The organism is Nocardia sp. CDC153, from assembly GCF_035818515.1.
Taxonomy (GTDB): domain Bacteria; phylum Actinomycetota; class Actinomycetes; order Mycobacteriales; family Mycobacteriaceae; genus Nocardia.
In genome coordinates, this window is sequence record NZ_JAYKYU010000004.1 from 754,463 (window position 1) to 773,260 (window position 18,798).

General features: G+C 67.5%; 17 protein-coding genes. 5 read left to right on the forward strand and 12 right to left on the reverse strand.

Translation table 11 applies throughout. From position 1 onward, the window contains the following. From VMT65_RS26090 to VMT65_RS26100, 3 genes are all read left to right on the forward strand, one after another. On the forward strand, positions 1–852 hold the full coding sequence (locus tag VMT65_RS26090) for an alpha/beta fold hydrolase (protein WP_326311028.1): 852 nt from the start codon (positions 1–3) through the stop codon (positions 850–852). A gap of 9 nt (positions 853–861) precedes the next feature. After that, on the forward strand, positions 862–1,221 hold the full coding sequence (locus VMT65_RS26095) for a VOC family protein (RefSeq protein ID WP_326311029.1): 360 nt from the start codon (positions 862–864) through the stop codon (positions 1,219–1,221). Positions 1,222–1,309: 88 nt separating this feature from the next. Continuing rightward, on the forward strand, positions 1,310–2,149 hold the full coding sequence (locus tag VMT65_RS26100) for an NAD(P)H-binding protein (RefSeq protein WP_326311030.1): 840 nt from the start codon (positions 1,310–1,312) through the stop codon (positions 2,147–2,149). On the opposite strand, the gene VMT65_RS26105 is transcribed toward VMT65_RS26100, so the two are convergent. Both VMT65_RS26105 and VMT65_RS26110 read right to left on the reverse strand, forming a co-directional pair. Beyond that, positions 2,110–3,303, reverse strand: a complete 1,194-nt coding sequence (locus tag VMT65_RS26105; RefSeq protein WP_326311031.1) for a DUF418 domain-containing protein — start codon at positions 3,301–3,303, stop codon at positions 2,110–2,112. The two genes, VMT65_RS26100 and VMT65_RS26105, sit on opposite strands and share 40 nt — an antisense overlap. Before the next feature lie 107 nt (positions 3,304–3,410). Beyond that, positions 3,411–5,000 (reverse strand): FAD-dependent monooxygenase, encoded by a 1,590-nt coding sequence (locus VMT65_RS26110; RefSeq protein ID WP_326311032.1) that lies wholly within the window; start codon positions 4,998–5,000, stop codon positions 3,411–3,413. A 103-nt stretch (positions 5,001–5,103) separates the two neighbouring features. On the opposite strand from VMT65_RS26110, the gene VMT65_RS26115 reads away from it, so the two are divergent. Then, positions 5,104–5,814 carry a TetR/AcrR family transcriptional regulator C-terminal domain-containing protein gene (locus tag VMT65_RS26115; protein ID WP_326311033.1) on the forward strand — a complete coding sequence of 237 codons (711 nt, stop codon included), beginning with the start codon at positions 5,104–5,106 and terminating at the stop codon, positions 5,812–5,814. Here the strand turns inward: VMT65_RS26115 and VMT65_RS26120 are convergent. From VMT65_RS26120 to VMT65_RS26165, 10 genes are all read right to left on the reverse strand, one after another. Then, on the reverse strand, positions 5,786–6,724 hold the full coding sequence (locus tag VMT65_RS26120; RefSeq protein WP_326311034.1) for a hypothetical protein: 939 nt from the start codon (positions 6,722–6,724) through the stop codon (positions 5,786–5,788). The genes VMT65_RS26115 and VMT65_RS26120 overlap by 29 nt on opposite strands. 9 nt (positions 6,725–6,733) lie before the next feature. After that, the gene (locus VMT65_RS26125) at positions 6,734–6,952 is read right to left on the reverse strand and encodes a hypothetical protein (RefSeq protein WP_326311035.1); all 219 of its coding nucleotides are present in this window, start codon (positions 6,950–6,952) and stop codon (positions 6,734–6,736) included. Positions 6,953–6,998: 46 nt separating this feature from the next. Beyond that, positions 6,999–7,871, reverse strand: coding sequence for an NAD(P)-dependent oxidoreductase (locus VMT65_RS26130; protein WP_326311036.1), 873 nt, complete (start codon positions 7,869–7,871; stop codon positions 6,999–7,001). A gap of 54 nt (positions 7,872–7,925) precedes the next feature. Further along, positions 7,926–8,666 carry a respiratory nitrate reductase subunit gamma gene (gene narI / locus VMT65_RS26135; protein WP_326311037.1) on the reverse strand — a complete coding sequence of 247 codons (741 nt, stop codon included), beginning with the start codon at positions 8,664–8,666 and terminating at the stop codon, positions 7,926–7,928. After that, positions 8,663–9,322: a nitrate reductase molybdenum cofactor assembly chaperone gene (gene narJ, locus VMT65_RS26140; RefSeq protein WP_326311038.1), complete on the reverse strand. Its 660-nt coding sequence runs from the start codon at positions 9,320–9,322 to the stop codon at positions 8,663–8,665. Before narJ ends, narI begins: the two co-directional genes overlap by 4 nt. Then, positions 9,319–10,980 (reverse strand): nitrate reductase subunit beta, encoded by a 1,662-nt coding sequence (gene narH, locus VMT65_RS26145; RefSeq protein WP_326311039.1) that lies wholly within the window; start codon positions 10,978–10,980, stop codon positions 9,319–9,321. Before narH ends, narJ begins: the two co-directional genes overlap by 4 nt. After that, a complete protein-coding gene (locus tag VMT65_RS26150; RefSeq protein ID WP_326311040.1) occupies positions 10,977–14,669 on the reverse strand; it encodes a nitrate reductase subunit alpha in 3,693 nt (1,230 codons plus the stop codon). The genes narH and VMT65_RS26150 overlap by 4 nt, the downstream gene beginning before the upstream one ends. A gap of 134 nt (positions 14,670–14,803) precedes the next feature. After that, the gene (locus VMT65_RS26155) at positions 14,804–15,370 is read right to left on the reverse strand and encodes a DUF308 domain-containing protein (protein ID WP_326311041.1); all 567 of its coding nucleotides are present in this window, start codon (positions 15,368–15,370) and stop codon (positions 14,804–14,806) included. 98 nt (positions 15,371–15,468) lie between these two features. Beyond that, positions 15,469–16,134, reverse strand: coding sequence for a maltokinase N-terminal cap-like domain-containing protein (locus VMT65_RS26160; RefSeq protein ID WP_326311042.1), 666 nt, complete (start codon positions 16,132–16,134; stop codon positions 15,469–15,471). A gap of 67 nt (positions 16,135–16,201) precedes the next feature. Next, the gene (locus VMT65_RS26165) at positions 16,202–17,338 is read right to left on the reverse strand and encodes an epoxide hydrolase family protein (protein ID WP_326311043.1); all 1,137 of its coding nucleotides are present in this window, start codon (positions 17,336–17,338) and stop codon (positions 16,202–16,204) included. A 132-nt stretch (positions 17,339–17,470) separates the two neighbouring features. On the opposite strand from VMT65_RS26165, the gene VMT65_RS26170 reads away from it, so the two are divergent. Next, a complete protein-coding gene (locus VMT65_RS26170; protein WP_326311044.1) occupies positions 17,471–18,796 on the forward strand; it encodes a cytochrome P450 in 1,326 nt (441 codons plus the stop codon). Positions 18,797–18,798 lie beyond the last annotated feature (2 nt).

The window sequence follows — 18,798 nt, forward strand, 5'->3', positions numbered from 1 at the left end:
ATGATCAGGTCCCACACGCTGCGCGTCCCCGGCGCGACCCTCTACTACGAGGTCCGCGGGGACGGGCCGCTCGTGTTGTTCATCCCCGGCGGCGGAGGCGACGCGGGAACCGTCGACCCCATCGCCGAGTTGCTCGAGGACCGATTCACAGTCGCGTGCCTGGACCCGCGCGGCTATTCGCGCAGCGTGCTCGACGGACCGCAGGTGACGCAGCGGGTCGAGGTGCAGAGCGACGATGTCTATCGCCTGCTCTGCCACCTCGGCGAGGAACCGGCCTTCGTCGTCGGCGGCAGTTCGGGCGGCATTGTCGGACTCGATCTACTGGTCCGACACCCCGAGCGGGTGTCCCGGCTCGTGGTGCACGAGCCGCCCTTGTTCGCGGTCCTGCCCGATGCCGACGAGCAGCTCGCCATGGTCGACGAGGTCGACACCCTGCTGCGCACCGAGGGATTGGCGGCGGCCAACGCACGATTCCTGGCCGCGATCGGCAATGCCATGAAGCCCGCGCCCGCCGTCGACGACTTGCCGGAGCGGACCGCCGATATGTGGGCGCGGCTGATGAAAAACGGACCGCTCATGATGAAGTACGAATTCCGCGAATTCACCTCGCATATACCGGATTTCGCGGCCTTGAGTGCGGTCGCAGACAAGCTGGTCCTGGCGGTCGGTCGCGAGACCCGCGGCCTCCTGCCGTCCCGACCGGCCGTCGAAATCGCGCGGCGGCTCGGCCTCGAGGTCACCGAATTCCCGGGCGCACACAATGGCATGCGCACCGAAGCGCCGGAGATCGCCCGGCAATTGGCCGATATCTTCACCGCTCACCTGCGGGTTCGAGAAGGCGAGCCCTGTTAGCGTCGGTCCATGATCACTGGCGCGCACACCATCCTCTACGCCGAAGACGCCGAGGCCGCGCGGGCCTTCTTCCGCGACGTCCTCGGCCTGGCCCACGTCGACGCGAATGACGGGTGGCTGATCTTCAAGTCCCCGCCCGCCGAACTCGCCGTCCACCCCGCCGAGCCCATGGACACCGGCCGGGCCGAGCTCTATCTCATGTGTGACGACCTCGCCGCGACCATGGACGAATTGCGCTCGAAGGGCGTCGAATTCACCACCGAGGCGATGAATGTGGGTTGGGGTCTGCTCACCCGGCTGCGGGTGCCCGGGGCCGGGGAGATCGGCCTGTATCAGCCCCGGCATGCCACGGCCTACGATCTCCCGTGACCTGAGGCCGAACTCGTTCCGGCCGTGGTCGTTTCGTGACAGCCTGGAGCGAGGCCCCGAAATGCGGGGCGGTAGGGAGAGGGCTCACATGATTCTGGTGACGGGCGCGTCCGGCAATGTCGGCGCCGAACTCGTGTGGGCGCTGGCGAGCGGCACCGAACCGGTGCGGGCGCTGGTGCGCGACCCGGCCAAGGTGACGCTGCCCGCCGGGGTCGAGGCGCGGTCCGGCGATCTGACCGCGCCGGAATCCTTGGCACCGGCCCTCGAGGGGGTGCGGGCGGTCTTCCTGCTGCCCGGCTATCCCGGCGTCGCGCAGGCCGCGGCCAAGGCGGGTGTCGAGCACATAGTGCAACTCTCGGGCGTCTCGGCCGCGACCCGCAACGCCCGCAATGCCGTCACCCGCTACATGATGGCCTCCGAACAAGAGGTCACCGATTACAGCGCGGCCTGGACCATCCTGCGGCCCTGCGCCTTCGCCTCCAACGCCCTGCGCTGGCTACCGCAGCTGCGAGCCGGAGACGAAGTGCGCGTGCCGTTCCCGACGGTCCGAACAGCGGTCCTCGATGCCTTCGATCTGGCGGCCGTGGCCGCGCAGGCCTTCGCCGATCCCCTGCTGCGCGGTGAAATCCTCTGGCCCACCGGACCGGAATCCCTACTGCCCGCCGACCAGATCGCGACCCTCGGCGAGGTGCTGGGCCGCGAGCTGACCTGCATCGGACTCAGCGACGAGGAGGCCCGCGCGGACATGCTGCGGACCACCCCCGTCGAATACGTCGACGCCTTCTTCGAGTTCTATGTCGACGGTGTCATCGACGAATCGATTGTCCGGCCGACGGTGGAGCAGATCACCGGCCGCGCCCCGCGAACCTTCCGGCAGTGGGCCGAGATTCACGCCGACGCCTTCCGCCAGGATGGAACCGACAGGTAGGTCGCCGCGCGCAGCAGCCATTCGACGGGACCGTATGGATGCGTCCGCAGCCACCAGGCGCTCACTCGCAGTTGTGCGGCGTATGTGGCGAGGGCCAGGACAACCACGACCACCGGATGCACCCGATCCGCCAGAGCCAGGCCGTACCCGGTGTAGAGAAGCATCATGACCACCGACTGGCCGATATAGTTCGTCGCCGCCATGCGCCCGGCGGGTGCGAGCCACGCGACCGGGCCCGCCCAGCGGTAGCGGGTCAGCCAGACAATTCCCGCCGCATAGCCGACGGTCAGGAACGGGTTGGCGAGTTCTTGCACGCCGAACCAGAACGACGGCGTCGCATTCAGGGTCGACAGTGTCACCGTGACGGCGGAAACCGGCAGTCCCACACCGAAACCCACCGCCAAGGCGCGCGGGAGCCAGCGGCTGATCCAGTCGGGATCCTCGAAGATTCGCCGCTTGCCCGCCGCCAGACCGATCAAGAACATGCCCAGCGCCGGAATGCCTTGCCCGAACCAGGTGAACAGCATGAACTGCGGGCCGAAGGTGAGTTGCGCGGCGAAAGCGTCGCCGAAATTGCCGGTGAAGCCATCATGCATGCGCTGCAAATCGAAAAGGTCGCCCAGACCGGAGATTCCGCCATTGCCGGGCACGAAGGCGAGCGAGGAAAACGCGCTATAGAGCACCAGGCCGGTGATGACCGCGGTCTTCGGGCGAATTCCGCGCAGCAGCACCAGGATCAGGCACAGCCCGGCATACAGCGTGAGGATGTCGCCGATCCACAGCAGCAGCACGTGCGCCAGCCCGATCAGGAACAGCACCAGGCAGCGGCGCAGGAGTCGTGGCACCGGCGCGGCTCCCGCGCGCTGCGCGGCGGCGATCTGCAAGGTGAACGAATAGCCGAACAGGAACGCGAAGAGGAGATAGAACTTTCCCAGAAACAGGCCGTCGATCAGGCCGTAGACGAATCGATCCGCCGTGCCGTCGAACATCGGCTGCAACTTGCCATTCACGCTGGACGAAGACCAGAGCATGGTCGCCACCACGGTATTGGTGATGAGGATGCCGAAAAGCGCGAAACCGCGCAGGCTGTCGACCACGCCGATCCGCTGCCCGTCGACCACACCGGTTACCTGCGTTTCGACCTGCTCGGACATGCCCTCACGCTATGTCCGAGCAGGTCGACGCCACATCCATCGCGGACCCTGATTCCCGTGCGACTTCAGCGGTATTGACAACCGTCCACAGTCATCCCCTGGCCGGATTAGCGACGCGCGAGAATTCGCTCGATGACATCGGTGAGCACCGTCTCGGGATCGGCGGGCACACCGGTCGTTCGCCAGGCGATGAACTGATCGGGCCGCACCAGAACGACACCCGATGCATCGATGCCGACGGTGCGCAACCACTCGGTCTCCGACGCGGGAATGCGATGCACCGTCAGGTCGAGTGAGAGCGCCGCACCCACCTCGTGCGCCGTGCGCGCCCAGGTCTCGTCGGCGGTCAACAGCGTCATGCCCGACACGAGATCCAGTGTCGACATCCGCTGCCCGTGATGGTCCATCCATCGATGCGGCAGCCGCGAGCCCGCTGTGCCGTCCAGGACGAGCGAAACATCCTCGGTATCGGGCAGTTCCGGTTGCGGATCGACCACGGCGGCGGAGTCGTACCGGTAGCCCAGATGCACGAGCGGTGCGTTGAGCACGCCCGCGGCCCGGCGCGCGGCAGCGATCTCCGGGGTGTTCTCCCAGTGCAGGCGCGGATCGGGCCACCGACGCACCGCCTGATCGAGCGTCATGGTCGCGACCGCGCGGCGTTCGGCGTCGTAGGTGTCCAACAGGTCCGGGCCCGCCCAGCCCTCATGGACGGCAGCGATCTTCCACGCCAGGTTGTGGCCGTCGGCGATCCCGGTATTCAGACCGAAGGCGCCCAACGGCGAGACCGCGTGCGCGGCATCGCCGACCAGGAACACCCGCCCGTCCCGGAATCGATCGGCCACGAAAGCCTGTGGCCGCCAGGGCAACACGCTCACGACCTCCGCCTCCAGGGCCGGGTCGCCGACGGCCGCGCGAATCAGTTCGAGGCAGCGGGCCTCGGTGAAGGTGTCGACCCTGGCCTCGCCATTGACGTGCAGGATCCATTCCTTGGCCCCGTCGATGGTCACGAGCAAGCCCCCCACGGCGGGATTGTCGATATTGCAGCTCACGAAGCGCCGACCTTGCAGATACGGCGTCAGGTCGGCGCGAAAGAGCATGCTCATATTGGTATTTCCGATCGGCCCCGGTCCGGTCACGCCGATGCCGAGGGCCGCGCGGACGTCGCTGCGCAGACCGTCGGCGGCAATGAGGTAGTCCGCGTGCACGATGTCACCGTCCGAGAGCACCGCCCGCACGCCGGACTCGTCCTGGGTGAACGACTCCAGCCGGGTCGAATACCGCACCACCGCACCGCGTTCCAGCGCCGCGGGCAGCGTCACACTGTCGAGATAGTTCTGCGGGCAGGTACCGCGCAGGATGCCGGGACTCTCGGGCTCGTCCTGTATCGAGGAAGGAACCCGAACCGGCTCGGGTGTCGTCAGCTTCGTGAAATCCGTCTCGACCAGCGTGGTCGCCGCGACCTTGGCCCGCATCCCGGCCAGGTCCACGCTCACCGCGTTGACCGCCTCCTGCAGTCCTTCCGCCCGAAATATCTCCACGGTCCGCCGCCCGACACCGGTCGCGCGCGGATGCGGCGACGGACCGTCCTGCCGATCGACGACCAGGGTCGGCACGCCCTTGCCCGCGAGGAACAGGGCGGTGGCCAGGCCGACCGAACCACCACCCGCGATCAGCACCGGAATCTTGTTTTCTGTCATCACAATCCCCTTATGGATACACCGTAGCCACTACGGCTACACCGTAACCACAGTGCTATGGTGAGCGCAATGGCAGGAGAGGCCCGCAATCGAAGGAGAGGCGATGACCGAGGGCACCACGCCGGTGGTGTGGAGCAAGGAGCGCCGCGACCCGGCCCGCCGCGCCCCGAGCGTCGATCGGATCGTGGCGACCGCGCTCGCGATCGCCGATGCCGAGGGACTCGAGGCGGTGTCCATGCGCCGCGTGGCCGGTGAGCTGTCCTCCGGCACCGCGTCGATGTACCGGTACGTCGCCAATCGTGACGAGCTGCTCGACCTGATGATCGATGCGGCCCAAGGCGATATCGAGCTGCCGCCCCTCACCGGCGACGGGTGCGCCGATCTCGCCGCCCTCGCGCGTCGGCAGCGTGAGGCGCTGCTGCGGCATCAATGGCTGGGAGCCGAACTCTCCGGCCGTCCGGCCCTCGGTCCGAACGCGTTGCGCCGCTTCGACACCGCCATGGCCGCTGCCCTGCAACTCACCGACGACATCAACCTGGCCGCGCGCATCGTGGACACCGTGTCGTCCTATGTCTCCGGGGCGGTGAACGGGGAGGTCGCCGAGTATCGGCTCCAGCGGCGCACCGGGCTGACCGAAGATCAGTGGCGGGCCAGTGTCGGACCGTATCTGCGATCCGCCCTCGCCACCGGCGCGTACCCGGCGCTGTCGCGACGGCTGCACGAGGCCGACGACCCCACCGCCGCGGAGAGTTTCGAGTTCGGGCTGGCGTGTGTGTTGGAGGGTGTCAGTCGCGTCGCTCGCTCGCCTCGGTGACCCGCTGGAGGAGTTCCTCGAAGCGGCCGTCGCGTTCGGCGGCGGCCGCGATGGCGGCGAGGTTGTCCTCGTTCCACACGTCCAGTTCCAGGAACCGTCCCAGGCTCTCCGGCGACATGGCTCCGGCGACGGGAACCAGTTCGGCCCAGGAGTTCTCGCGATGGGTGGAGTTCACCATGTGGACGAGCACCTCGGTGTCCATGCCCGCCGCCACGTCGGCGACCCGTGCCAGGGTCTTGTCGCTGAGCAGCACCAGGAAGGTCAATGCCTCGGCGAACAGGTCCTTTTCGTAGCCGACCTGCAGGACATCGCGAATGCGATGCTCGGGCAGTTCGGCCATGACCGGTTCGAATCGGTCGGCCACCCGGTCGAGTTCGGCATTGAACGCCACCATGAGCAGGTCCTCACCCGATTCGACATAGGGCAGCACGGCGAGCAATTGCGCATCCGATGCCGCCACCAGGAAGCGTGCCAGGGTCACATAGTCCTTGCGGCGCAGCATTTCCCGCAGCACCGGGACCAGCACGTCGGTGTCGAACCGCTGCACGATGGGCGTGGCCGCCTCCGGATCGACATACGGTGCGACGTCGGCGAGGAATTCCACCGGCACGTGCCCGATCAATGCCACGGCGCGGTCCGGGCTGAGCGAACTGGCCACCATGCCGCACAGCATCGGCCCGAAGAACCGGGTCGCGATGGCGACGACCACGCCATTCGGCAGCAGTCCGCTCACCCGGGCCAGCCGGTCGAACATGGGCCGATAGGGCGCGTCGAGGGCCCGGTAGATACCGCGGCGCACGCGGCGGACCGCGACCGGATCACTGTCGAGCAGGGACGCCAGCTCCTCGGGCGCGACCTGCAATTCGCGAGCCAGCTTCACCACCTCGGCGCGGGCGGCCAGACTGGACATGAATTCACCTCAGGTAAAGAGCATGCGGCGGGCGACCGGCCGCAACAGGGCGGGCACCAGGGTGAGACCGTTGTCGATGGCCGCGTTCAGTTCCCGCTCACGCCGATCCCGCGCGCGTTCGAATGCCGCGCGTAATACGGCGTATTGCCCCTCGTCGAGCTCCCCCAGCGCTTCGATATGCGCGCGCGGAACGCGACTGATATCGACCAGTCGTTCTATTTCCGACACAAAGTCAGCGTATCCGAATTAGATTGGGCGCATCGATGATTCGCGTTCAGTCGCGCAGCAGATCGATGACCTTTGTTTCGGAGAGCTCGCCGTGGCCCGTGGCCACCAGACGCTCGAAGATGTCCTGCGCGGTGTGGCCCAGTGCCGCGGGAGTGCCGACAGCGTCGGCGAGTTCGACACCGATTCGGGTGTCCTTCAGGCGCAGGTTGGCGGTGAAGGCGATATCGCGATCGTGGCTGCCCGCGAGCATCTCCCGGCACATGCGAATGACGGTGGGGCTGGCCGCGCCACCCTGGGAAAGCGTGGCGGCGACGGTCGCCAAGTCCAGCCCGGCGAGTTCGGCGGTGCGCAGTGCTTCGGCGGTCGCGGCGATCTGGATCGAGCCGAGCAGGTTCTGGATGAGCTTGTAGCTGGTGCCCGCGCCGACCTGGCCGAATCGAATGATGCTGGTGCACAACGGCTCCAGTAGCGGACGGGCGGCGTCGATATCGGCGTTGTCACCGCCGAGGAAGAGCACCAACGCTCCGGCCGCCGCCGCATCGGGCAGTCCAGTTACCGGCGAATCGAGATAGCGCAAGCCGTGCGCGGCCGCGTGCTTGGCCAACTCCAGCACCCACGGGCGGGACAAGGTGGAGAACTCGACCGCGAAGGCGTTCGGCGCGTACTCCCCCGCCAGCGCACCGTCGGCACCCAGCCACGCCGCGCGCGAGGCGTCGTCATCGGCGACCATCGCGAAAATCGCCTCGGCCCCCTGCGCCGCCTCACGCGGTGTGGCGGCGAGAGTCGCTCCCGCCGCGACCAATCCGGCGGCCTTCTCCGGCGACCGGTTGTAGACCGTCACCTGATGCCCGGCGGCCACCAGACGCGCCGCCATCCCCGCACCCATCCGACCCAAACCCAAAAACGCAATCCTCGCCACGTGCGAGCACCCTACCGAGCCGGGACGGGCCCGGCGAACCGAAACTCAGGTCGCCTACTGCCCCACGCGCTCCCAGCCGCGCCGGGGCGCGTGCTCGCCGAGCACCTTGGTGTCACGGCTGCGGTAGACCACGTACGGCCGGGTCAGGTAGCCGACGGGCGCGGAGAAGACGTGGACCAGGCGGCTGAAGGGCCAGAACGCGAACAGGGCGCAGGCGGAGAGGACGTGCAGTTGGAAACCCACGGGCGCGTCGACCATCAGTTCCGGCTTCGGCTGGAAGTAGAAGATCGACCGGAACCACGGCGAGATGTCCTCGCGGTAGTTGTGCGGGTTGCCGGTCAGGTTGCCGTACAGGGTCGCGCCCAGGCCCAGTACCAGGGTCAGCCCCAACAGCACGTACATGATCTTGTCGTTGCGGGTGGTGGCCGAGAAGACCGGTCCGACCGTGCGACGGCGGTAGATCAGGATGAGCAGCCCGAGCACCGTCGCCACGCCCGCGACCGCGCCGAGGCTGAACGAGGCCGCGTGATAGACGCTTTCGCTGACGCCGACGGCCTCGGTCCACGATTCCGGAATCACCAGGCCGATCACATGGCCCAGGAATACGAAGACGATGCCGTAGTGGAACAGCGGCGAACCCAGTCGCAGCAGCCGGTTCTCGTAGATCTGCGACGAGCGGGTGGTCCACCCGAACTTGTCGTAGCGATACCGCCAGATCAGCCCGACAATGCAAATCGCCAGCGCCGCATACGGGACGGCGACCCACAGCAGATAGTCCTTGGCGGTGAGGGTCATCGTCGACCTCCGATGAATTCGGGCATATAGGTGGGCGGGGCGAAGGGCTCGAGGCCGACCTCCTCGCCCGGGGGTCCGGCGGCGATGAGCTTCGCGACGGCCGCGCGCTCGTCGCCGCCGAGGGCGGGCAGGGTGGCCGAGACCGAGTCCAGGACACCGGTCCACGGGGAGTTCGCCTCCCGCAGCGCCATGCGCATGACCTCGATGCCCGCGCGATGCTCGATCAGCAACTGCTGCCCGGGTTCGGGATGCGCGGAGGCGAATTCGAGCACGACCGCCAAATGGTCGGACAGCTCGTCGTCGCCGAGCACCAGCCCGGCGGCGCGGTAGACCTGTTTGATCTTCAGCAGCGCCATGCCGCGTTTGCGGGTGTCGCCGTAGAGGAACCAGGTCAGGTACGGGCTGAACCGCTTGCGGTGGTCGAAGGTGTCGACGTATTCGGTTGCCGCCGTGAGCTGTTGGCTGGTCTCCAGATAATTCAGCACCGACTGCAATGGTGCACCGACCGCCTCGGGCAGCGCGTTGACCGCGCGCGCCAGCATGGGCAGTGAATCCAGCAGCGTCTCATCCGGATAGCCCAGCAGCAGCGACTGCACCTGCCAGGCGGTGGCCCGCTGGGCGTCGCCGAGATCGAGTCGCGCGCTCCTGCGCCTCATTTGCGATGCCTCCCGGACTCTTTGGGCATGAGCCCGTCGGGTGTGCCGCGACCGTCCCAGTTGAGCAGGTTGACCCGTCCGCCGCCCGCGACCGACACGGTCTCGTCGGCGGTCTGCCGCTCCTGCAGCATCCGGAAGTTCTCCACCGCAACCGGCGTCGGATGCCCGGAGCTCTCGCCGAAGGGACCCCAGCCGTTCATGCCGGGCCCGCCGTCGTAGTCGAGGCTGCATTCGGTGGCGAGCTCTTCCAGCCCGTGCGCCTGTTCGGCATGGGCGGCCGGAATCACATACCGCTCGGCGTATTTGGCGACCGCGAGCAGCCGGTACATGTCGTAGATCTCGGCCTCGGTCATGCCGACCTTGGTGGCGATCTCCGGGCGGGTCTCACGGCCCAGGTTCACATCACGCATGTAGCTGCGCATGGCGGCCAGTTTGCGCAGCACGCCATTGACGACCTCGGTGTCGCCCGCGGTGAACAGTTCGGCCAGATACTCCACCGGAATGCGCAGCGCCTCGATGGCGGCGAAGAGATTGCCGTGGTCCTCGGCGTCGTGGCCGGTGTCCTTCAGGGCGTCGACCACCGGCGACAGCGGCGGGATGTACCAGACCATCGGCACCGTCCGGTATTCCGGATGCAGCGGCAGCGCCACCTTGTACTTGCGGATCAGCGCGTAGACCGGCGAGTTCTGGGCCGCCTGCACCCAGTCGCGCGGGATGCCCGCTCGCTCGCAGGCCGCGATGACCTCCGGATCGAACGGGTCGAGGAACGCATCCCGTTGCGCGGCATACAGATCCTTCTCATCCGGCGTGGCCGCGACCTGCGACACGGTGTCCGCGTCGTAGAGCATGACGCCGATGTAGCGCAGCCGCCCGACACAGGTCTCCGCGCACACCGTCGGCAGCCCGACCTCCATGCGCGGGAAACAGAACGTGCATTTCTCGGCCTTGCCGGTGCGGTGATTGAAGAACACCTTCTTGTACGGGCAGCCCGACACGCACATGCGCCAGCCGCGGCAGCGGTCCTGATCCACCAGCACGATGCCGTCCTCGGCGCGCTTGTAGATCGCGCCCGACGGGCAGGAGGCCGCGCACGCCGGATTGAGGCAGTGCTCGCAGATGCGCGGCAGATAGAACATGAAGGTGCGCTCGAATTCGAACTTCACCTTGTCGCCGAGCTTGCGTGCGATCGGGTCCTCGGTCGCGAGTTCGGGTGCGCCGCCGAGATTGTCGTCCCAGTTGGCCGACCAGGTGATTTTGGTGTCCTTGCCGGTGATCAGCGACTTGGGCCGCGCCACCGGCGTGTGCTGCTGCACGGGCGCGGTGGTCAGCGTCTCGTAGTCATAGGTCCAGGGCTCGTAGTAGTCCTTCAGCTCCGGAAGAATCGGATTGTCGAAGATCGTGAACAGCTTGCGGGCGCGTCCACCGCCGCGCAGCTTCAGCCGCCCCTTACGGTCCAGCTTCCACCCGCCCCGCCACCGGTCCTGATCCTCGTAGGTACGCGGGTACCCTTGTCCCGGACGGGTTTCCACATTGTTGAACCACACGTACTCGACCCCGGCCCGATTGGTCCAGGTCTGCTTGCAGGTGACCGAGCAGGTATGACAGCCGATGCACTTGTCGAGATTCATCACCATCGCCAGCTGCGCCATGGGTTTCATCGGTAGCGAACCTCCTGGTCGGTGCGGCGGCGGATGACCGTCACCTCGTCACGCTGGTTGCCGGTGGGGCCGAGATAGTTGAAGGCGAACGACAATTGGGCGTAGCCGCCGATGAGGTGGGTCGGCTTGATGAGCAGGCGGGTCAGGGAGTTGTGGATCCCGCCGCGTTTGCCCGAGGTCTCCGCGAGGGGGACGTCGATGAGGCGGTCCTGGGCATGGTTCATGTAGACGGTGCCCTCGGGCATGCGGTGCGAGACGATGGCGCGGGCCGCGACCACGCCATTGCGGTTGACCGCCTCGATCCAATCGTTATCGCGGATACCGAGTTTCGCGGCATCCAGGTTCGACATCCAGATGGTGGGCCCGCCGCGGGAGAGGCTCAACATGAACAGGTTGTCCTGGTATTCGGAGTGGATGGACCACTTCGAGTGCGGGGTCAGATACCGCAGCGTGAGCCCGGCCTCGCCCTGCTCCCCCAGCGGCGGCTCGGAGAACAGCGCGGTCATGTTCAACGGCGGCCGGTAGACCGGCAGCTGTTCGCCGACCTCCTCGATCCAGTCGTGGTCGATGAAGAAGTGCTGGCGTCCGGTCAGGGTGTGCCAGGGCTTGTTTCGCTCGACATTGACGGTGAACGGCGAGTAGCGGCGGCCGCCGGTCTCCGAACCCGACCATTCCGGTGAGGTGATCACGGGCACCGGCGCGACCTGGGTGTCGGCGAAGGTGATCTGCTTGCCCTCGTGTTCGGCGGCCAGATCGGCCAACTGGGTGCCGGTGCGTTTCTCCAGGGTCTTGAAGCCCTGGGTCGCCAAGTGCCCGTTGGTGGTTCCCGACATGGCCAGAATCGCCTCGCAGGCGTCGATATCGCGTTCCAGCGACGGCCGCCCGTCGGCCGGGCCGCCGCGCACGGTGCCATTGATGTGGGCCAGGTACTCGACCTCGCGCTCGACGTTGTAGGTAATGCCCTTGGTGGTCGCGCCCAGCTTCTCCAGGAGCGGACCCAGCGCCCGCATCTTCGCGTACACCGCGCCGTAGTCGCGTTCGACCACGGTCAGGCGCGGCATGGTGACGCCCGGAATCGGTTCGCACTCACCCTTTTTCCAGTCCCGCACCACACCGTGCGGGTTGGCCATCTGGTCGGGGGTGTCGTGCAGCAGCGGGGTCGCGACCAGATCCTTGCGCACGCCGAGGTGGGTGCGCGCGTGCCGGCTGAACTCCGCGGCGATGGTCATGAAGGCATCCCAGTCGGTGCGGGTCTGCCACGGCGGCGCGATGGCCGGACTGAACGAGTGCACGTAGGGGTGCATGTCCGTCGAGGACAGGTCGTGCTTCTCGTACCAGGTGGCCGCGGGCAGCACCACATCGGAGAAGACGGTGGTGCTGGTCATGCGGAAGTCCAGGGTCAGCAGCAGATCCAGCTTCCCGGTCGGCGCTTGCTCGTGCCATTTCACGTCGGTGGGGCGATTGTCCGGCGGCGCTTCGGTGGCCCGCAGCGAATTGTCCGCGCCGAGAAGGTGTTTGAGGAAGTACTCGTTGCCCTTGGCCGAGGAGCCGAGCAGGTTGGAGCGCCAGATGGTGAGCAGGCGCGGAAAGTTGGCCGGGTCGTCGGGATCCTCGCAGGCGAAGCCGAGCTCACCCGACTTCAACTGCGAGACAACATGATCGGTCACCGGGATGCCCGCCGCCTCCGCCTCGTCGACGATGTCGAGGGGATTGCGGTCGAAGGTCGGGAACGAGGGCATCCAGCCCATGCGCGCGGTCTGGGCGAGCAGATCCGCGGTGGTCTTGCCCGCGATGTGCCCGGTGCCCCGCGTGGTGGTGAGGTCGTTGGCGTTGAACGGGTCGTAGCGGAACTGGTCGGTGTGCAGGTACCAGTAGGCGGTCTGGATCATCTGCCGCGGCGGGCGCGTCCAGTCCAGCGCCATGGCCACCTGCGCCCATCCGGTTTGCGGGCGCAGCTTCTCCTGGCCGACGTAATGCGCCCAGCCGCCGCCGTTCACGCCCTGGCAACCAGTCAGCGTCGTGAGCGCCAGGAAGGTCCGGTAGATGGTGTCGGAGTGGAACCAGTGGTTGGTGCCCGCGCCCAGCAGGATCATGGACCGGCCGCGCGATTCCTCCGCGTTGGCGGCGAATTCGCGCGCGATGCGGGCGGCCTGCTCGGCGGGGACTCCGGTGATGGCCTCCTGCCACGCCGGGGTGCCGGGCTGGGTGGCGTCGTCGTAACCCTCGGGCCACTCACCGGGCAGGCCCGGGCGGTGCACGCCGTAGCGGGCCAGCATCAGATCGAACACGGTGGTGACCAGGTGCCCGCCGATGGTGCGGGCCGGGACGCCGCGCAGCACCTCGCCGGGCGCGCCGTCGGTGGTGTCGAAGCGCGGCAGCGTCACCGCGACCGCGCCCTGCCCGTCCACCGACAGCAGCGGGCGGATGTCACCGAGGTTCAGGTTCCACTTGCCCGCGCCCTCCTCGCCGTAGCGGAAGCCCAGAGAACCATTGGGCACCAACGGTTTTCCGCTTTCATCCAGCAGGACGGTCTTGAACGCGGCGTTCGCCTCGCCCGAGTACTCGGGCAGATCGGCGGCGGTCAGGAACTTGCCGGGCCGGTAGCCCGCACCGGACTTCTCCAGCCGCACCAGGAACGGCAGGTCGGTGTAGCGGCGCACGTAGTCCTGGAAGTAGGGCACCTGCCGGTCGACGAAGAACTCGCGCAGGATGACGTGGCCCATGGCCATGCCCAGCGCGCCGTCGGTGCCCGGATGCGGGGACACCCACTCGTCGGCGAACTTCACATTGTCGGCGTAGTCGGGGGCGATGGAGACGACCTTCTGACCGCGGTAGCGGGCCTCGGCCATCCAGTGCGCGTCGGGGGTGCGGGTGACCGGGATATTGGAGCCCCACATGATGAGATAGCCCGCGTCCCACCAGTCTCCGGACTCCGGCACGTCGGTCTGGTCGCCGAAGACCTGCGGTGAGGCGACCGGCAGGTCGGCGTAGAAGTCGTAGAACGACAGCATTGCCCCGCCCACCAGGGACATGAAGCGCGATCCGGCGGCGAAGGAGGCCATGGACATGGCCGGAATCGGGGAGAATCCGGCAATTCGGTCGGGGCCGAAGGCCTTCACGGTGTAGACGTGGGCCGCGGCGATGAGTTCCACCGCCTCGTCCCAGCTCGCCCGCACCAGCCCGCCGCGTCCGCGCACGCTCTTGTAGCGGCGCGACTTCTCCGGATCGGTGACGATCGATTCCCACGCCAGCACCGGATCCCCGGTGCGCGCCTTGGCTTCTCTGTACAGCTCGAGCAGCACGCCGCGGATGTACGGGTAGCGCACCCGGGTGGGCGAATAGGTGTACCAGGAGAAGGCCGCGCCGCGCGGGCAGCCGCGGGGTTCGTACTCGGGGCGGTCGGGTCCGGTGCTCGGGTAGTCGGTGGCCTGGGTCTCCCAGGTGATGATGCCGTCCTTGACGTAGACCTTCCACGAGCACGAGCCGGTGCAGTTCACGCCGTGCGTGGAGCGCACCACCTTGTCGTGGGACCAGCGGTCGCGATAGAAGTCGTCGGCCTGTCGTCCGCCGCGCAGGTATTCACTGCGCAGATCCGGTGACATCTCGGCGCGGGTGAAGAACCGCCGGGAACGGATGAGCGCCTCGGTCAACTCCCCGTCGACCACACCGCCGCCATTGTTTCGCCCCATCAACCCCTGCCTCTCGGTCGCGCGATCCAGTGCCGAGCACACGAACACACCGAACCTACCGGCAAATTTTGGGCAATCGGCAGATTTCGGGGCCCTTAGTTATGTGAGAGCAATCCGGTTTTCGAGCGCGTGATTCACGCGGCTTCGACGGCGCCGCGCTCGACGCGCGCGCCCAGCAGGATCTCCGAGACACCCAGGGCGACGGTCAACAACCCCACCAGGACCGACAGCGCGGCGAGCGTATCGAAGGGCGCGACCACCACGCCCGCGCCCGCGGCCATGGTCGCCAACCCGACCAGTTCGAGTCGGCCCGCGCCCTGAAACCGCTCCGACCACACCCCGACAATGGCCTGCGCGATGCCGCGCACCAGCCAGCCCATGCCAATCCACAAGGACAGCAACGCAACCCACTCGCCGCTGCTGAACGACCAGGCCGCCAGTCCGAGCGCGATGAGCCCGCTCGCACCCTCGAGCCATTTGAGCGGCGTGCTGATGTGAGCGCCGAAGGCGACGATGAACTGCACCGCCGCCGAGGCCAGCAGCACCAGCCCGTACAGGATTCCGGCCACCGTCACCGATTTGTCCGGCCAAACCGCCAGGACCACACCCACAATCACCGAACAGCCGCCGGTCACCACCAGCGACTGCCAAGCCCAGTCGGCGAAAACGTCGGTTCGCCCTTCGATCCGATTCGCGGGCACTCTGTAATGATATGGCCGATATGCCCAGCTAATCGGACGTTTGCACAGCCCAACCCCGCTCGGCGCGTCGCCGCGGGATCACTGTCGTCGAAGGATTGCTAGGGCGCGCTGAGGAAGACGGCGCGGCGGAGCGAGCCGTCGGGGGCCGACCAGGGGGCGTCGACGTGGCTGCGGTCGCGTTCCAGGCCCGCGCCGATGCGCAGGTGGCGGTGCAGGCGGATCAGTTCCGCGCCCGCGTTGGTGGAGCGATCGGAGTCGAAGGCGATGTCGGTGTGGGCCTCGGTGTCGATCACGGTGGGGCGGAATCCCGGTGCGGGAGTGAGGATATCGCCGGGGACGACGTGGACGGTGAGGTCGGGGGTGTCGCTGGTGTTCTGGTCCTGGGCGGTGGCCTTGCCGGTCAGCAGCTGGGCGGCCTGTTGGATGAAGACGGTGTCGTAGGCGGCGTCGTAGAACCAGCGCGGGCCCAGGACACCGTGTTCGGCGGTGCCGATGAGGGCGTGGTCGAGGCCCTCGACCGGCGCGCCGCGATAGGTCATGGGCACGAGGTAGACGACCGGCTCATCGGTTGGCGCGCCGGGCTCGGTGTCGGTGACGACCATGAGTTCGATGCCGACCTCACCGTCCGGGTCGTCGAGCCGGAAGCCGCCGGACTTGATCAGCGCGGGCGACCCGGCACCGGCGTACCAGGGCCGGGTCGGTAGCCAGCGCGTCAGCAGTTCCAGTTTTCCGGGCTCGACGGTCGTCTCATGGATCTCGGCCATGCCGCCATCCTGCCAGAGCGCGGCGGATGGCGGCGGAAGTCGCTGCGGCGGTGTGAGATTGGTGGTGTCAGCGGAGTTTTCGGAAGAAGTCCCGCACGTCGCCGATCATCAGGTCGGGGACCTCCATGGGCGCGAAATGGCCACCGCGGTCGAACTCCGACCAATGCGTCACCGTGTTCTGCTTCTCGGCGATGCCGCGGATGGTGTTGTTGCCCGGGAAGACCGCGATACCTGTCGGCACGCCCGAATTGGGAAGTTCCGTACCCCACTGCTGGGATTCCTTGTACAGGCGCATGGAGGAACCCGCGGTGTCGGTGAACCACAGCACCGAGAGATTGGTGAGCAGCTTGTCGCGATCGATGGCGTCGGTGGGGGTCGCCTTGGCCGGATCCTTGAAGGTGTTGACCACGTCCAGCACCCACGCGGCCAAGGCGGCCGGGGAGTCGGCCATGGCCGGGGCGAGGGTCTGCGGGCGGGTGGAGTGCATGCCCGCGTATCCGGAGGTGTCGCGGCTGCTCCAGTCCCGCATCGTGGCCAGCTTCTCCTGATCGGCGGCGCTGTAACCGGATCCGTCGTCGTTCCAGGACGGGATGGTGATGGGGTCGTTGACGTGGACGCCCACCACATGCTCGGTGTCGATGCGGCCGAGATCGGGCGCGATGAACGATCCGGCATCGCCGCCCTGCGCGCCGTAGCGCTCATAGCCCAACTCCGCCATGAGTTTCGCGATGAGTGCGGCGCTGCGTTCGGTGGCGGTGTCGCCCGCGCGCCGGGTCGGGCCGGAGAAGCCGAAGCCGGGCAGGGTCGGGATCACCAGGTGGAAGGCGTCTTCTGGGTTTCCGCCGTGGGCGCGGGGGTCGGTGAGCGGGCCGATCAGGTCGGTGAAGTCCTCGAAAGGCCAGCCGTGGATGAGCACCAGCGGCAGCGCGTCGGCCTCCGGGGATCGGACATGAGTGAAATGCACGCGCTGCCCGTCGATGTCGGCGACGAACTGGGGATGGCGATTCAGCTGCGCCTCGTGGGTCTTCCAGTCGTAGTCACTCCCCCAGTACTCGCACACCTCGCGCACGTACGCGGTGGGGATGCCGTAGCTCCAGCCCACCTCGGGCAGGTCGGACGGCCAGCGGGTGCGAGCCAGTCGAGTACGCAGATCCTCGATGTCGGCGTCGGAGATATCGATGCGGAAGGGCTCGAAAGCGGTCATGTCTCCACGGTAGGAACGAAGTAGGTCAGGTCGCGTCCTATACCGCGGACCGTTCCGATCTCGCCCCGCGCGACCTACGCTGTTGGACAAGCGATTCAGCCGCGACGAGGCGGTCCGCGTGAAGGGAACAGCATGGTGACCACCGCATATCCGCCCGGACCACCCCTGCCGCGAGCGGTGCAGTCGGCACTGTATGCCAAGTGGCGCGGCGTGCTGTTGCGGGCATCCGCGCGACGGTACGGCGAGGTGTTCAGCCTGCGTCTGGTCGCGCCGTACGCGGAGAACCTGGTGGTGTTCTCGCGGCCCGAGCACATTCGGGCGATCTTCGCCGCCGATCCGGCGGATCTGCATGCCGGGGAGGGCAATCGGCTGCTGATTCACATCATGGGCGAGCATTCGCTGCTGCTCACCGACGAGGACGAGCACGCGCGGGCACGGCGGCTGCTCATGCCCGCCTTCGTGGGATCGTCGCTGCGCGGGTATCGGACGCTGGTGGACGCCATCGCGAAAACGCATGTGGACCGTTGGGCGTCGGGGTCGACGGTGCACACGCTGGATCGAATGAACGATCTGACACTCGATGTCATCATGCAGGTGGTGTTCGGGCTGACCGATGAAAACCGGCGGGCGGAGCTCGCGCCGCGGTTGCGGCGGATCGTGAACATCAACCCGATCATCTTCTTCGGCTGGAAGTACCCGCGGCTGCGGCGATTCGGACCGTGGAAGCGGTTCGACGACAACCAGAACGCCATCGACGAACTGCTCTACAACGAGATCGTGGAGCGGCGCGCGCATCCGGATCTGGATGGACGGTCCGACGTGCTGTCGCGACTGCTGGCTGTCGGGTCCGGTGAGAATCCCGCCGACGCACCGCTGTCGGACGCGGAGTTGCGCGATCAGTTGGTGACGCTGCTGCTGGCCGGGCACGAGACCACCGCCTCGGCCCTGTCGTGGGCCTGCCACGAACTCGCCGCCCATCCCGACATCCAAGAACGGGCCCGGCGGGCCGCGCACGACGGGGACGAGAAGTATCTGGAGGCGGTGCTCAAGGAGGCGATGCGGTTGCACACCGTGATCGCCGCGACCGGACGAAAGTTGACCCGCGACTACACCATCGGCGGCATCGACCTGCCGAAGGGCACCGTGGTCTCGACCTCGATCCTGCTCGCGCATCACCGCGACGAGGCCTTCCCCGACGCGCTGAGCTTCCGCCCCGAACGCTTCCTCGACGGCGAGGTCGCCGCCAATACCTGGCTGCCGTTCGGCGGCGGCGTGCGCCGCTGCATCGGCGCGGGCTTCTCACTCATGGAGGGCACGGCGGTGCTGCGGGAAATCCTTACCCGCCAACGTCTTTCGCTGCCGCCCGGTGCCGGCCCCGAACCGGACGGCATTCGAAACATCACCCATGTCCCGCGGCGAGGCGCGCGCGTGGTCGTGACGTCGGCCGCGGCCGACTAGGG